This window comes from Rhizobium sp. UFLA01-1127 (assembly GCF_059803845.1).
Map to the genome: position 1 here is coordinate 1 of NZ_JAUQTZ010000002.1, position 13,792 is coordinate 13,792.

A 13,792-nucleotide genomic window follows, 5' to 3' on the forward strand; every position below is an offset into this window, starting at 1 on the left:
AGCAGAGGGTGTGAGCGCCAACGACAAGAAGTATATGGACGAACTGCGCTCCAAGGCGCAGATCGTCTATCGCTGATTGATAATGTCAACGCGCCCTTCCCTCCCTCTTGCGCTGACACAGGGGGACCCGGCCGGCATCGGTCCCGATATCACGCTCGCCGCCTGGCTTCGCCGCGGCGAGCTGGATTTACCGCCCTTTCTGTTTCTTGGTGATCCCGCCGTGCTAGCCGCACGAGCCTCTCAGCTCGGCTTGGCCGTCCCGCTTGCGATCGCCGATCCGGCAAATGCCCGCAATATCTTTCCCGATGCGCTGCCGATCCTGCCGATCGAAGCTGAAATGGCTGTCATCGCCGGCCAACCGCATGTAGCGACCGCCAAGGGCACGATTGCTGCCATCGAAACGGCCGTTTCCCTCAGCATGAGCGGCCAGACATCCGCCGTGGTCACCAACCCGATCGCCAAGTCGGTGCTTTATGATGCCGGCTTCGGTTTCCCCGGCCATACGGAATTCCTGGCGGACCTCGCGACGCGCGCCACCGGAAAGCCGGTCATGCCGGTCATGCTGCTTGCCGGCCCGAAGCTTCGCGCCATCCCGGTCACCATCCATATTCCTCTGAGAGAGGTGCCTGAGGCGCTGACATCTGATCTGATCGTGGAGACCTGCCGGATCACCGAGCACGACCTCCGTATCCGCTTCGGCATTTCCAAGCCGCGCCTTGCCATTTCCGGCCTCAATCCGCATGCCGGAGAGAATGGTGCGCTGGGCAAGGAGGACGACGAAATCGTCCGGCCTGCGATCGACACGCTTCGCAACGAGGATATCGATGCCTTTGGCCCCCTGCCCGCCGACACCATGTTTCACGAAGAAGCCCGCCGTCGCTACGATGTTGCCATCTGCATGTATCACGATCAGGCTTTGATCCCCGCCAAGGCGCTCGGCTTCGACGATTCCGTCAATGTCACGCTTGGCTTACCCTTCGTCCGCACCTCGCCGGACCATGGCACGGCCTTCGGCATCGCCGGAAAGGGCATCGCCAAGGAAGACAGCCTCGTTGCCGCTCTCAAGCTGGCAAGCGAGATCAGCGGCAAGACTGGAAACGTTCGCTGATGGCTGCACTAGACGGCCTGCCGCCTCTCCGCGATATTATCCAGCGCCATGGCCTCGATGCGCGCAAGGCGCTAGGCCAGAACTTTCTTCTCGATCTCAATCTGACGCAGAAGGTCGCGCGCACGGCCGGATCGCTCGAGGGTGTCACCGTCTTCGAGGTGGGGCCCGGGCCTGGCGGTCTGACGCGGGCGATCCTGGCGCTCGGTGCGGCCAAGGTCATCGCGGTCGAACGCGATGCACGTTGTCTGCCGGCGCTGGCCGAAATCGCCGGTCACTATCCCGGGCGGCTTGAAGTGATCGATGGCGATGCGCTGAAGACCGATTTTGCCACCCTTGCCCCGCAAGGGCCGGTCAAGATCATCGCCAACCTGCCTTACAATGTCGGGACGCAGCTTCTGGTCAACTGGCTCCTGCCGGCGCACTGGCCGCCCTTCTGGCAATCTCTCACCTTGATGTTCCAGAAAGAAGTCGGCCAGCGAATCGTGGCGCAGGAAGGTGACGATCATTATGGCCGCCTTGGCGTGCTTTGCGGCTGGCGGACCGAGGCCCGCATGGCCTTCGACGTACCGCCACAGGCATTCACGCCGCCGCCAAAGGTCACTTCGACGGTGGTGCATCTGACGCCGAAGGAAAACCCCATTCCCTGTGCAGTCGACAAGCTGGAGAAGGTGACGCAGGCAGCCTTCGGCCAGCGCCGCAAGATGCTGCGGCAGAGCTTGAAGCCACTCGGTGGCGAGGCGCTGCTGCTGAAGGCCGATATCGACCCGCAGCGCCGCGCCGAAACGCTTTCGGTGGAAGAATTCTGCCGGCTGGCGAATTGTCTTTGATCGGGCCGAAAGCCCGCAATCAGAGCTTCGGAGTCTCTTCCAGCAAGTCCCGAACGAAATCGAACATGCCGTGCCGCCGGTCGCGGCGCAGGCGCTCGGCCTTGACGATCGACTGGACGGCATCGAAGGCGACATTCAGGTCGTCATTAACGATGACATAGTCATATTCGCGCCAGTGAGCGATTTCGGCCCGCGAATTGGCGAGACGCATGGCGATCACCTCTTCGGAATCCTCGGCGCGGCGATGCAGGCGCGATTGCAGCTCGGTCATCGTCGGCGGCAGCACGAAAATGGAGACGACATCGGCGGGCATCTTCTCCTGAAGCTGCTGGGCGCCTTGCCAATCGATATCGAAGAGCATGTCGCGGCCTTCGGCCATTGCCGTTTCCACCGGTTCGCGCGGCGTACCATAAAAATTGCCGTGCACCTCGGCCCATTCGAGCAGCGAGTCGGAATCACGCAGGCGCTCGAACTCGCGCTGCGATACGAAATGATAGTGCACACCTTCGATCTCGCTCGGGCGGCGCTGCCGGGTCGTGACGCTGACGGACAGGCTGACCTGCTTGTCCTTATCAAGCAACGTCCTGGCGATCGTCGATTTGCCGGCGCCCGACGGCGAGGAAATGGCAAGCATCAGCCCTCGGCGGGCGATCGGAATGGATGTGGATGTCGCCGGCTTCATGGCCTACTCCAAATTCTGGACCTGTTCGCGGAACTGGTCGATTACCACCTTCAACTCGATGCCGGCGGCGGTCACGGCCGCCGCGTTCGACTTGGAACAGATAGTATTCGATTCCCGGTTAAATTCCTGTGCAAGGAAATCGAGCTTGCGGCCGACAGGTCCGCCCTTGGACATGAGATCGCGCGCGGCCGCCACATGCGCTTTCAGGCGATCGATCTCTTCGCGCAGATCCGCCTTGGTGGCAAGCAGAGCGGCTTCGACATGCAGCCGGTCACGATCGAGGCCCGATGAACCGTCGAGAAGCATTGAAACTTGCGTTGCGAGCCTCGCAGCAATTTCCTGCGGCGAACGGGAGGGATCGCGCTCGACCGTTGATGTCAGCGCCTCGATCGTCTCGACGTGACCGAGCAGGATCTTGCCAAGTGCACCGCCTTCCCGCCGGCGCATGTCCCGGAGATCGCCGAGTGCGGTCTCAAGGCCGGCCATGATGTCGGCATCGCGCGCGGCAACCGCCTCTTCATCCTCCTCGGTCTCCTTGAACTCCACCAGACCGCGCACGGCCATCAGGCTCTCCAGCTTCAACGGCGCCGGATCGACGATGCCAGCCAGCCGATCACGCAGCGCCAGGACCGCCGCCAGCGCATCCTGGTTCACGACCACCTCGACGCGGCTCTCTTCGACCGACAGCGACAAGCTGACTTGCAGGTTGCCGCGTGCAAGCCGATCCGCAATCGACTTGCGGACGTCGGTTTCGAGGCGTTCCAGGCCCGGCGGCAGGCGCAGGCGGATATCCAGCCCCTTGCCGTTCACCGAGCGCAGTTCCCATGCCCAACGGCCGCGACCGCTTGTTCCTTCACGCCGGGCAAAGCCGGTCATGGACTGCAATGCCATGCAAGCCTCCGATATCTATCCCCAGTCAGCCGAAAGTCTTCGGATTATGGATCAATGTAAAGTGAATCCGCATCGCACTCTCGTATCAAGCCACGACGCAACAAAGGTCAGTTGGTCTTCTTCTTCTGCTGGGTACCCGAGCCGGCATTTACGGCAGCATCGTCGGGCTGACCGTCCACTGCGATTGCGCTCGGATCCTCGCCCTTCTCGGCAACCAGTTTGCGCCAGCGCCTGACATTGGCATTGTGTTCATCCAGCGTTGCGGCAAAGACGTGGCCACCGGTACCGTCAGCCACGAAATAGAGATCCTGGGTCTTCCAGGGATTGGCGACCGCCTCCAGGGCATCCTTGCCCGGATTTGCTATCGGCGACGGCGGCAGGCCCTTGATGATATAAGTATTGTACGGCGTTTCCTTCTTCAGATCGGACTGAAAGATCGGACGATCGGATGGCTTTCCCTCGCCGCCGAACAGGCCGTAGATGACCGTCGGATCCGACTGCAGGCGCATGCCCTTGGAGAGACGGTTGAGGAAGACGGAAGCGACATGAGCGCGCTCGTCCCCAAGGCCGGTCTCCTTCTCCACGATGGAGGCCAGGGTGATGAAATCCTGCTTGTTTGCCAGTTGCACGCTCGCGTCGCGCTTTTCCCAGATCTGATCGACCAGCTTCGTCTGCGCTGCCGCCATCTGCTGAATGATTTCCGTGCGTTTGGTGCCGCGCGTGAACTTGTAGGTGTCCGGCCGCAGGCTGCCTTCCGCCGGCAGCGCCGACGGCAGATCGCCTTCGAGCACGGTATCGGCCTGAAGCTTGTTAAATATCTGCCGAACGGTCAGCCCTTCCGGCAGAGTGACCGAATAAAGGATCGACTTGCCCGATTTCAGCAGCTCCATGATATCCTTCATGGAAGCGCCGGCCTTGATCTCATATTCGCCGGCCCTGAGGGTTTCACCGTCGTGCAGATAAGTGGCCGTCAGCCAGCGGAAGATGCGCTGGTCGGTGATGATGTTGTTGGATTCGAGGCGATTGGCGATTTCGCCGAGACCGGCGCCGTTGCGGACGATGAAATTCGTATTGGTCGTCAGCGGACCCGGCCCCTGATAGATCGAAAACGCATAATAGACGCCAGCGATCGCGGCAACGGCAACAAAGACCGCCAGGGTCATCAGGAAGTTCAGGAAGATGACCATCTGGCTGCGGGCCTTGCGCGAGCGCTTCGGCGGATCCGGAACGCGCTCCGGACGCAGGGCTTCATTGGCCGATTTCGGGATGATCGGCCCCTTCTGCCCGTTCGGAGCTCCGTTGCTCTGGTTCGTATCGCTCACCGGCAATCCCTTCCTTCTTTTGATTGCCTGCTCTTTGGCCAAGCAATGCGGCAAAAAACAGGTTCAGGAGATAAGGCGGAACCCGGGCTCCGACTTCGACCGATCAGGCATTGCCGCACTGCGTTCCTGAGAGGCATGACGCGCGACAATAATCAGGAACGTGGGCAAGAGTGCGAAAAGACACTCTCGCCTCGACGGTTACGCGCCGTTATTAAGCCTCATAGCGACGCAGGACAAGCGATGCGTTCGTGCCGCCGAATCCAAAAGAGTTGGACAGCGCGACATTGATTTCCCGCTTGCGGGCCTTGTGCGGCACGAGATCGATGGTGGTCTCACGCTCCGGATTGTCCAGATTGAGCGTCGGCGGGGCAATATTGTCGCGAATGGCGAGCGTGGCGAAGATCGCCTCGATCGCACCGGCAGCGCCGAGCAAATGGCCGGTTGCGGACTTGGTGGACGACATCGAAATCTTCGATGCGGCATTGCCGACCAGCCGCTCGACGGCGCCGAGCTCGATCGTGTCGGCCATGGTCGAGGTGCCATGGGCATTGATGTAATCGACGTCAGCCGGGGTCAGCCCAGCGCGCTTCAGCGCTGAGGTCATGCAGCGGAAAGCGCCTTCGCCATCCTCGGAGGGGGCGGTGATATGGTGGGCATCGCCGGAAAGTCCGTATCCCACAACTTCGGCGTAGATCTTGGCGCCGCGTGCCTTGGCGTGTTCCAGCTCTTCCAGAACGACGACACCGGCGCCCTCGCCCATGACGAAGCCGTCACGGTCGCGATCATAGGGGCGCGAAGCCTTCTCGGGAGTATCGTTGAAGTCTGTCGACAGCGCCTTGCAGGCGGCAAAGCCCGCAAGCGAGATGCGGCAGACCGGAGCTTCCGCGCCGCCGGCGACCATGACATCGGCATCGCCGAGCATGATCAGGCGGGCCGCATCGCCGATGGCGTGTGCGCCGGTCGAGCATGCCGTGACGACGGCATGGTTCGGGCCGCGCAGCTTGTGGCGGATCGAGACCTGACCGGAAACGAGATTGATGAGGCGTCCGGGAATGAAGAATGGCGAGATGCGGCGCGGACCCTTGTCGCGCAGCGTATATCCGGCCTCGACGATGCCTTCGAGGCCACCGATACCGGAGCCGATCATGACGCCCGTGGCGATCTGGTCTTCATCCGTTTCGGGGTGCCAATGGGCGTCGGCCAATGCCATATCGGCGGCCGCCATGCCATAGATGATGAAAGGATCGACCTTGCGCTGCTCCTTCGGCTCCATCCAATCGTCTGCGTTGAATGTGCCGTCGGTGCCGTCTCCGACAGGAATGCGGCAGGCAATCTTTGCCGGCAGATCTTCGACTTCGAATTCGGTCACGAGGCGCGCGCCATTGCGCCCGGCGAGCAAGCGCGTCCAGGACACCTCGGTGCCACAGCCCAAAGGTGATACCATGCCGGTACCCGTGATAACGACACGTCTCATCGCCCGCAGACCCCCGTCTTTTTATGATGATATGCGTATAAACCTGCTTCGGCCGGCTTGGCCGGACGAAATAGGGCGGACTCTTCAGCCCGCCCCTTCAAAAAGCGCAAAAGATTAGGCCTGGGCCTTCTCAATGAACTTTACCGCGTCGCCGACCGTCAGGATCGAGTCTGCAGCGTCGTCCGGGATTTCAACGCCGAATTCTTCTTCGAAAGCCATGACCAATTCGACGGTGTCGAGCGAGTCCGCACCCAGATCGTCGATAAAGCTTGCGCTTTCAACAACCTTGTCGGCGTCAACGCCAAGATGATCAACAACAATTTTCTTTACGCGTTCTGCGATATCGCTCATGTCGGTTTCCTCGACCTTATATCCTGATCAGAATGCCCTGTGACATCCCTACCTATTCAAACCTGCAGCATCTGTTCCGACGCCGCTGGCAAACCCGTTCAACCCGGCATTGAGATCCGGTCCAGCGCCTTGAATACGGCCCGGTCCTTCTGCATTTTCCGGACGACTGTTCACAGTCATGGCCCGCTTAACACGGTTTAAGTCCGTCGCAAAGCCAGAAAATAGCCGGCTCCGAGTTGCTCAACATGCTATTGGAGGTAAAGTTCCCTCCAACGGCAATTCCTTTAGATCATCGCCATGCCGCCGTTGACATGGATCGTCTGACCCGTAACGTAGCTGGCCTCCGAGGAGGCGAGATAGGCGACGGCGGAGGCGACTTCCGCTCCCGTGCCCATGCGCTTCATGGGAATGGCGCCCATGATGGCTTCCTTCTGCTTGTCGTTCAGCTTGCCCGTCATGGCGCTTTCGATGAAACCGGGGGCAACGCAGTTGACCGTGACGTTGCGGGTCGCGATTTCCTGCGCCAGCGACTTCGTAAAGCCGATCATGCCTGCCTTCGAGGCGCAGTAGTTCGCCTGGCCGGGATTGCCGGTCACGCCGACGACCGAGGTGATGTTGATGATGCGGCCATAGCGGCGGCGCATCATCGGATGGGTCAGTTCGCGCGTCAGGCGGAAGACGGCGGTCAGATTGACTTCAAGCACCGCATCCCAGTCTTCGTCGCTCATGCGCACGAAGAGGCCGTCCTTGGTGATGCCGGCATTGTTGACGAGGATATCCACGCCGCCGAGCTCTTCTTCGGCCTTGGCGCCGAGCGCCTTGACCTCGTCGCGATCCGATAGGTTGGCCGGAAAGATATTGACGCGATCGCCGAGTTCGGACGCCAGCGTCTCCAGCTTTTCGACGCGCGTGCCGTGCAGGCCGACGATGGCGCCCTGCTTGTGCAGGAGCCGGGCAATTTCTTCGCCGATGCCGCCGGATGCGCCGGTTACCAGGGCCTTGCGGCCGGTCAAATCAAGCATGTTTGTCCCTCGTTCCTTGAATATGTCAGCCGAGCAAGGCGGCGAGCGCCGTGTCGATATCCGCAGCATTGTTGACGGCGATGCCGTTGACCGACTTGTCGATACGACGGGCAAGACCCGTCAGCACCTTGCCGGCGCCAATTTCATACAATGTCGTTACGTTGTTTGCAGCAAACCATTCCACTGTCTCGCGCCAGCGCACCTGACCGGTGACCTGCTCGACCAGCAGCCCGGCGACCTCGTCGGCATCCGTGACGGGTGCGGCCCGGACGTTGGCGATGACGGGCACGACCGGATTGACCTTGGCGACGCCGGCAAGCGCCTCGCGCATGGCTTCGGCGGCAGGCGCCATCAGGGCCGAATGGAAGGGCGCGGAAACCGGCAGCAGGATGGCGCGCTTGGCGCCCTTGGCGGTCGCAAGTTCCGCTGCCTTTTCGACCGGAGCCTTTTCGCCGGAAATGACGATCTGACCGCCGCCATTGTCATTGGCGATCTGACAGGCGCCAAGCACAGATGCTTCTTCGCAAACCGCGGCGACATCGGCATGTTCGAGCCCGATGATCGCAGCCATGGCGCCGACGCCGACGGGCACTGCCGCCTGCATGGCATTGCCGCGGATGCGCAGCAGGCGCGCCGTGTCGGCCAGCGAGAAGGTGCCGGCGGCGCAGAGCGCGGAATATTCTCCGAGCGAATGGCCGGCGACATAGGCGACCTTGCTTTTCAGATCGAAGCCGCGAGCCTGCAGCACGCGGATGACGGCCATCGACACGGCCATCAGCGCGGGCTGTGCATTGGCCGTCAGGGTCAGCTTGTCTTCCGGGCCATTGAAGATGACATCGGAGAGCTTTTCACCGAGCGCTTCATCGACTTCCTCGAAGACGGCGCGCGCCTCGGCGAAATTGTCGGCAAGGTCCCTGCCCATGCCGACAGCTTGGCTGCCCTGGCCGGGAAATGTGAAAGCAACAGTCATTATAAAGCGTCCTTTTGGGGGTCGTTTTGCTTCCCAATGACATTGTTTGCGCTGGAGTCAATAGCGCAAGCCCCGCGGTCACAGGGTTTTGCGCCTGCGAAACGCAATGATTTTTTCCTTGCGCTTGCTCAGATCGGGCCTAAATTCGCGCAACCTCATTCGTTTTGACCTTCTCCCATCCCCAAGGTTTTCCCATGAAATATAAGAGATTAGGCCGCACCGATATTTCCGTTTCGCAGATTTGCCTCGGCACGATGACCTGGGGCACGCAGAACAGCGAAGCCGAAGCCCATGAACAGATGGATTATGCCGTCCATAAGGGTATCAATTTCTTCGACACCGCCGAAATGTATCCGACGACGCCGGTCGGGCCGGAAACCCAGGGCCGCACGGAAGAATATATCGGCACCTGGTTCGAGAAGACCGGCAAGCGTAGGGATGTCGTGCTCGCCACCAAGGTCGCCGGCCCAGGCCGCGACTATCTGCGCGGCGGACAGGGTGCGGATGCCGCCAACATTCGGGCCGCGATCGACGCCAGCCTGAAGCGGCTGAAAACCGACTATATCGACCTCTATCAGGTTCATTGGCCGAACCGCGGCCATTTCCACTTCCGCCAGAACTGGCGCTACAATCCCTTCAATCAGGATCGTGAAAAGGTGATCGCCGAGATCACCGAGATCCTGGAGACGATGGGCGAGCTGGTAAAGGCGGGCAAGATCCGCGCCATCGGCCTTTCGAACGAGACGACCTGGGGCATCCAGAAATATCTGACAATCGCGGAACAAAAGGGCTTGCCGCGCGTCGCCACCACGCAGAACGAATACAACCTGCTCTATCGGCATTTCGACCTCGATCTGGCCGAGCTGTCGCATCACGAAGATGTCGGCCTCCTCGCCTATTCGCCGCTCGCAGGCGGCATCCTCACGGGCAAATATGTCGGCGGCGCCCGTCCGGCCGGCTCGCGCGGCTCGATCAACCAAGACATCGGCGGCCGCCTGCAGCCGCTGCAGGAGCCGCCGGTCAAGGCCTATCTCGAAATCGCCGCCAAATACGGCATCGACCCGTCCAAGCTGGCGCTCGCCTACTGCCTCACAAAACCCTTCATGACCTCCGTCATCATCGGCGCAACGACGATGGCGCAGCTCGAAACCGATATCGCGGCCGCTTATGTGACGCTGCCGGCGGAGGCCCTGGCAGAGATCGAACAGGTGCATCGGAAGTATCCGATGCCGATGTGAGGCCGGAAAGCACTCCGGCAAAACGGCATAATTTCGCCCTGCCCTTGCCTTTCGCGGAAAAACCCGTATAAGCCGCCCTGTTCGCAACCCGGTCTTCTGGCTGGTGGCTGAACGGAGGGCCGGTTTTCCGCGAGGGGAATCGTATCGGAACGGAAGCGTTCCAGCCTCCCGTGTCTCCGCTCTCGACCGTCTCGGAAACGCTTTTCTTGCTTGGGTCTAACCCTCTCAGGAGCAGTCGTTGAGGCTTAGCCGCCGAATACCGGGTTCAGACTAACGCAAGAAAGGCAAAGTTATCCATGGCTCTTTACGAACATGTATTCCTTGCCCGGCAGGATATTTCCGCTCAGCAGGTCGACGCCCTCGTAGAACAGTACAAGGGTGTTATCGAAGCTAACGGCGGTAAAGTCGGGCGTATCGAAAACTGGGGCCTCAAGTCCCTCACCTACCGCATCAAGAAGAACCGCAAGGCTCACTACGCCTTGATGGACATCGATGCTCCGGCCGCGGCGATCCAGGAAATGGAACGCCAGATGCGCATCAGCGAAGACGTCCTGCGTTACATGACGATCGCTGTCGAGAAGCACGAAGACGGCCCGTCGGCCATGATGCAGAAGCGCGACCGTGACGACCGCCCGCGCCGCGATGGCGACCGTCCGGAGCGCAGCTTCGGCGACCGTGGTCCGCGCCCGGATCGTGGTGACCGCGAAGACCGTCCGCGCCGTCCGCGCGAAGACCGCGTATAAGGAGATTTGAGAATGTCTGAAGTTTCCTCCGCACCGGTCCGCCGTCCGTTCCATCGCCGCCGCAAGACCTGCCCGTTCTCGGGCGCCAATGCGCCGCGCATCGACTACAAGGACGTTCGCCTCCTGCAGCGCTACATTTCCGAGCGCGGCAAGATCGTTCCGTCCCGCATCACGGCCGTTTCCCAGAAGAAGCAGCGCGAACTCGCCCAGGCGATCAAGCGCGCCCGTTTCCTCGGCCTGCTGCCCTACGTCGTCGCCTAATAGCGTCCGACGCAGAATGAATTAAGGGAAGGCAGCAATGCCTTCCCTTCTCCCTTTCGCGATGGGCGCGGATCGGAACCTTGAAACCCCATGTTGGGGATAAGCTTTCAGGCCCGAGTGGCGAAGGCATCCTCTAACTGCTCGATACGAAGCAGGACAGCGACGTGACGAAGTTGAACGCAAAAGAGCTTGGCATCGGCGCGCTTGCCGGTCTGACCGCCGCCCTACTCGTGTATGGCGCGCTCCGTCAGCCGTTTCTCGCTATCGTGTTCATCAGTGCTTCTGCTCTTCCTATTTTGATCGTGGGTCTCGGCTGGGGAAATATTGCTGTCGTAACCGCAGTTGTTGCTGCCGGTATTTTGGGCATCGTTATCGGTCCGCTGCCATTCGCATTGACCGTAATCGTTCTCGCCGCTGTCCCAGCTTGGCTCAGCCATCTTGCAAGTCTGGCGCGCCCAGCATCCGAGCTTGGCGGACCGGATCATCTAATGGCCTGGTATCCGCTCTCGGACATTATGCTGCATCTCTGTGCAGTTGCTTCCATCGCAATCGTCGCCGCTGGCGTTCTCATGGGCTACGGTCCAGATCTTATCGGCAAGACGATCGCTTTCAATCTGGAACTTCTGAATGATCAGCAGCAACAAGCATTAGATGCTGCCTCGATCGAAAAATTGAAGACTATCTTGCTTTACGCGGTCCCTTTCGCATGGGGCATGTGCTGGGTATCTGCTGTGTTTGCAGCCTATTATTTTGCAACGCGTATTGTTGTCGCCTCTGGCCGCAGCCAGCGCCCGCGCGACGATATCCCTTCATCGTTGCGGATGAACCGCAATGCAATCTTCGTCTTTCTCGCGGCGATCGTCGCCATCTTCTTCGGCGGCGTTCTGGCCCTCATCGCCGCCGCCGTGCTCGGTGCCTTCGGCGCGGGCTTCGTCGTTTCCGGCTTTGCATCGCTGCACTACCGGACGCGCGGCAAGGACTGGCGCCTGCCGGTCCTCATCATCTGCTACCTGGTATGCTTCTTTGTGACGCTGCCGCTCTTCATCATTCTTGTTCTCGGTCTTTACGATACCCGCAAGGCGATATCGCTCACCCCGCACAAGAGTGCCGACACACCCAAACAAGACACGAAAATCTGACATCGAAAGGAACAGGAAAATGGAAGTCATTCTTCTCGAACGCATCTCCAAGCTCGGCCAGATGGGCGAAACCGTCAAGGTTCGCGACGGCTTTGCCCGTAACTACCTGCTGCCGCTCGGCAAGGCGCTGCGCGCCAACGCCGCCAACAAGGCCCGTTTCGAAGCCGAGCGTGCAACGCTCGAAGCCCGTAACCTCGAGCGCAAGAGCGAAGCCCAGAAGGTTGCCGACGTTCTCGCCGGCAAGTCCTTCATCGTCGTTCGCTCGGCTGGCGAAACCGGCCAGCTCTACGGCTCGGTCGCTGCCCGTGACGTCGTCGAAATCCTCGCCGCCGAAGGTTTCAACGTCGGCCGCAGCCAGGTTCACATGAACACGCCGATCAAGGCCATCGGCCTGCACAACGTCACGATCGGACTTCACGCCGAAGTCGAAATCACGGTCGAGCTTAACGTTGCCCGCTCCGCCGAAGAAGCAGAGCGTCAGGCCAAGGGCGAAACCCTGACCTCCGCCGACGCCATCTACGGCGTTGACGAAGACGCTCTGCGTCCGGAAGACTTCTTCGATCCGGAAGCCGAACGCGACAACGAAGACGAAGCTTGATCTTTGCGTCTTCGCAGCATTTGCGAATGAGAAAGCCTGGGTTTTGCGACCCAGGCTTTTTGTTGGTCTGCAGAAGATAAAGCACGCCCTTCGCTCAATCGCTCGTCTTAGCCTCGGGCAGCGGTGCCGAATCCTTGTCGATCGAAACGACGACGGACATTCCGGGCGCCAGTTCATCCGCCAGGGGCTGTCCGTCTTCGATCTTGACCCTGACACCGAGGCGCTGCGCGACTTTGGTGAAATTGCCGGTGGCGTTGTCGGGCCTGATGACGGCGAATTCGGAACCGGCGGCCGGCGAGAAGCGCTGGATGCGGCCCTTGATCTCGCGATGCCCGAGCGCATCGACTGCGATCGTCACGGGCTGGTCGAGCTTCATGCCGTCGAGCTGCGTCTCCTTGAAATTGGCAATGACCCAGACGTCTTTCGGCACAAGGCCCATGAGCTGCGTGCCCGGCGTCACATATTGGCCGAGGCGCACGCCGACTTCGCCGACCCGGCCATCGCGCGGCGCTCTGATCGTCGTATTGTCGAGATCGATATCGGCAAGCTGGACGGCAGCCTCCGCCCCGCTGACGCCAGCTTCGAGCGAGGCGCGGTTGACGATGATCGTCGTCAGGTTCTGTTGAGAGACGTCCGAGGCGGCCTTTGCCTGATTGAGCGATGCCTGCGCCTGCTGCAGCGTCGCCTGCGCCTGTTCGGCATCGCTTGTCGTCGAGACGCCTCTCGATACCAGCGTCGTCACGCGATCGGCGGCAAGCTGGGCGCGCTTCAAGGCAGCGTTGGCGCTGTCGATCTGCGCCTGGCTGGAAACGATTCCCGCCTTGGCGGCCTGCTCCTGCTGCTGCGAATTGGCGAGCGCCGCCTTCTGCCCGGCAAGTGTTGCCCGAGCCTGCGCCACCTTCTGCTTGTAGATACGGTCGTCGATCTGGGCGAGCACGTCACCCTCCTTGACGAGCTTGTAGTCCTTGATCGGCACGTCGGTAATATAGCCGCTGACCTGCGGGCTGATCGTGGTGACATAGCCTTTGACATAAGCGTCGTCGGTGGTCTCGACCGAGGTTTTGAACGGTGGCAGGTGCCAAGCGTAAAGCACCAGCATGACGCCGCCGATGCCGGCGAGAACGGCGATGACTTCGATTGGGGAGCGAACGAGCCTCGACATGGAG

At 60.9% G+C, this 13,792-nt stretch carries 15 protein-coding genes; 7 read left to right on the top strand and 8 right to left on the bottom strand.

Annotated features, from left to right (window positions below; genetic code table 11):
* Positions 1-82 precede the first annotated feature (82 nt).
* Both pdxA and rsmA read left to right on the top strand, forming a co-directional pair.
* Positions 83-1,108, top strand: coding sequence for a 4-hydroxythreonine-4-phosphate dehydrogenase PdxA (gene pdxA, locus Q4Q11_RS00690; RefSeq protein WP_498568254.1), 1,026 nt, complete (start codon positions 83-85; stop codon positions 1,106-1,108).
* Positions 1,108-1,935 carry a 16S rRNA (adenine(1518)-N(6)/adenine(1519)-N(6))-dimethyltransferase RsmA gene (gene rsmA, locus Q4Q11_RS00695; RefSeq protein ID WP_498568255.1) on the top strand — a complete coding sequence of 276 codons (828 nt, stop codon included), beginning with the start codon at positions 1,108-1,110 and terminating at the stop codon, positions 1,933-1,935. Before pdxA ends, rsmA begins: the two co-directional genes overlap by 1 nt.
* 19 nt (positions 1,936-1,954) lie before the next feature.
* Here rsmA and gmk read toward each other — a convergent pair whose 3' ends face one another.
* The 7 genes from gmk to fabD form a co-directional block, all read right to left on the bottom strand.
* Positions 1,955-2,617, bottom strand: coding sequence for a guanylate kinase (gene gmk / locus Q4Q11_RS00700; protein WP_015339363.1), 663 nt, complete (start codon positions 2,615-2,617; stop codon positions 1,955-1,957).
* Between the two features lie 3 nt (positions 2,618-2,620).
* The gene (locus Q4Q11_RS00705; RefSeq protein ID WP_498568256.1) at positions 2,621-3,508 is read right to left on the bottom strand and encodes a YicC/YloC family endoribonuclease; all 888 of its coding nucleotides are present in this window, start codon (positions 3,506-3,508) and stop codon (positions 2,621-2,623) included.
* A gap of 107 nt (positions 3,509-3,615) precedes the next feature.
* On the bottom strand, positions 3,616-4,830 hold the full coding sequence (gene mltG / locus Q4Q11_RS00710; protein ID WP_112506928.1) for an endolytic transglycosylase MltG: 1,215 nt from the start codon (positions 4,828-4,830) through the stop codon (positions 3,616-3,618).
* 211 nt (positions 4,831-5,041) lie between these two features.
* On the bottom strand, positions 5,042-6,304 hold the full coding sequence (fabF, locus tag Q4Q11_RS00715; protein WP_112506926.1) for a beta-ketoacyl-ACP synthase II: 1,263 nt from the start codon (positions 6,302-6,304) through the stop codon (positions 5,042-5,044).
* A gap of 114 nt (positions 6,305-6,418) precedes the next feature.
* On the bottom strand, positions 6,419-6,655 hold the full coding sequence (locus Q4Q11_RS00720) for an acyl carrier protein (RefSeq protein WP_004122114.1): 237 nt from the start codon (positions 6,653-6,655) through the stop codon (positions 6,419-6,421).
* A gap of 284 nt (positions 6,656-6,939) precedes the next feature.
* On the bottom strand, positions 6,940-7,677 hold the full coding sequence (gene fabG, locus Q4Q11_RS00725; RefSeq protein WP_498568257.1) for a 3-oxoacyl-[acyl-carrier-protein] reductase: 738 nt from the start codon (positions 7,675-7,677) through the stop codon (positions 6,940-6,942).
* Positions 7,678-7,702: 25 nt separating this feature from the next.
* Entirely contained in the window at positions 7,703-8,647 is a 945-nt protein-coding gene (gene fabD, locus Q4Q11_RS00730) for an ACP S-malonyltransferase (protein WP_498568258.1), read from the bottom strand.
* 194 nt (positions 8,648-8,841) lie between these two features.
* Here fabD and Q4Q11_RS00735 point away from each other — a divergent pair, with 194 nt between their 5' ends.
* The 5 genes from Q4Q11_RS00735 to rplI all read left to right on the top strand — a co-directional run bounded on the left by Q4Q11_RS00735 (position 8,842) and on the right by rplI (position 12,626).
* Positions 8,842-9,885, top strand: coding sequence for an aldo/keto reductase (locus Q4Q11_RS00735; RefSeq protein WP_498568259.1), 1,044 nt, complete (start codon positions 8,842-8,844; stop codon positions 9,883-9,885).
* Positions 9,886-10,181: 296 nt separating this feature from the next.
* Positions 10,182-10,628, top strand: coding sequence for a 30S ribosomal protein S6 (gene rpsF, locus Q4Q11_RS00740; protein ID WP_112506918.1), 447 nt, complete (start codon positions 10,182-10,184; stop codon positions 10,626-10,628).
* 12 nt (positions 10,629-10,640) lie between these two features.
* Positions 10,641-10,889: a 30S ribosomal protein S18 gene (gene rpsR, locus Q4Q11_RS00745; RefSeq protein WP_004122103.1), complete on the top strand. Its 249-nt coding sequence runs from the start codon at positions 10,641-10,643 to the stop codon at positions 10,887-10,889.
* Between the two features lie 164 nt (positions 10,890-11,053).
* Positions 11,054-12,028, top strand: coding sequence for a DUF2232 domain-containing protein (locus Q4Q11_RS00750; protein ID WP_498568260.1), 975 nt, complete (start codon positions 11,054-11,056; stop codon positions 12,026-12,028).
* 19 nt (positions 12,029-12,047) lie between these two features.
* Complete coding sequence (gene rplI / locus Q4Q11_RS00755) at positions 12,048-12,626, top strand: 50S ribosomal protein L9 (protein ID WP_112506914.1); 579 nt, start codon at positions 12,048-12,050, stop codon at positions 12,624-12,626.
* Positions 12,627-12,720: 94 nt separating this feature from the next.
* Here the strand turns inward: rplI and Q4Q11_RS00760 are convergent, their stop codons facing one another.
* Complete coding sequence (locus Q4Q11_RS00760) at positions 12,721-13,788, bottom strand: HlyD family secretion protein (protein WP_112506911.1); 1,068 nt, start codon at positions 13,786-13,788, stop codon at positions 12,721-12,723.
* Positions 13,789-13,792: the final 4 nt, after the last annotated feature.

Coding starts and splice junctions, on each gene's coding strand:
- Q4Q11_RS00720 (WP_004122114.1), bottom strand. CDS start 6,655: ATGAGCGATATCGCAGAACGCGTAAAGAAAATTGTTGTTGATCATCTT.
- fabG (WP_498568257.1), bottom strand. CDS start 7,677: ATGCTTGATTTGACCGGCCGCAAGGCCCTGGTAACCGGCGCATCCGGC.
- pdxA (WP_498568254.1), top strand. CDS start 83: ATGTCAACGCGCCCTTCCCTCCCTCTTGCGCTGACACAGGGGGACCCG.
- Q4Q11_RS00705 (WP_498568256.1), bottom strand. CDS start 3,508: ATGGCATTGCAGTCCATGACCGGCTTTGCCCGGCGTGAAGGAACAAGC.
- Q4Q11_RS00735 (WP_498568259.1), top strand. CDS start 8,842: ATGAAATATAAGAGATTAGGCCGCACCGATATTTCCGTTTCGCAGATT.
- rplI (WP_112506914.1), top strand. CDS start 12,048: ATGGAAGTCATTCTTCTCGAACGCATCTCCAAGCTCGGCCAGATGGGC.
- rpsF (WP_112506918.1), top strand. CDS start 10,182: ATGGCTCTTTACGAACATGTATTCCTTGCCCGGCAGGATATTTCCGCT.
- rpsR (WP_004122103.1), top strand. CDS start 10,641: ATGTCTGAAGTTTCCTCCGCACCGGTCCGCCGTCCGTTCCATCGCCGC.
- fabF (WP_112506926.1), bottom strand. CDS start 6,304: ATGAGACGTGTCGTTATCACGGGTACCGGCATGGTATCACCTTTGGGC.
- Q4Q11_RS00760 (WP_112506911.1), bottom strand. CDS start 13,788: ATGTCGAGGCTCGTTCGCTCCCCAATCGAAGTCATCGCCGTTCTCGCC.
- gmk (WP_015339363.1), bottom strand. CDS start 2,617: ATGAAGCCGGCGACATCCACATCCATTCCGATCGCCCGCCGAGGGCTG.
- fabD (WP_498568258.1), bottom strand. CDS start 8,647: ATGACTGTTGCTTTCACATTTCCCGGCCAGGGCAGCCAAGCTGTCGGC.
- rsmA (WP_498568255.1), top strand. CDS start 1,108: ATGGCTGCACTAGACGGCCTGCCGCCTCTCCGCGATATTATCCAGCGC.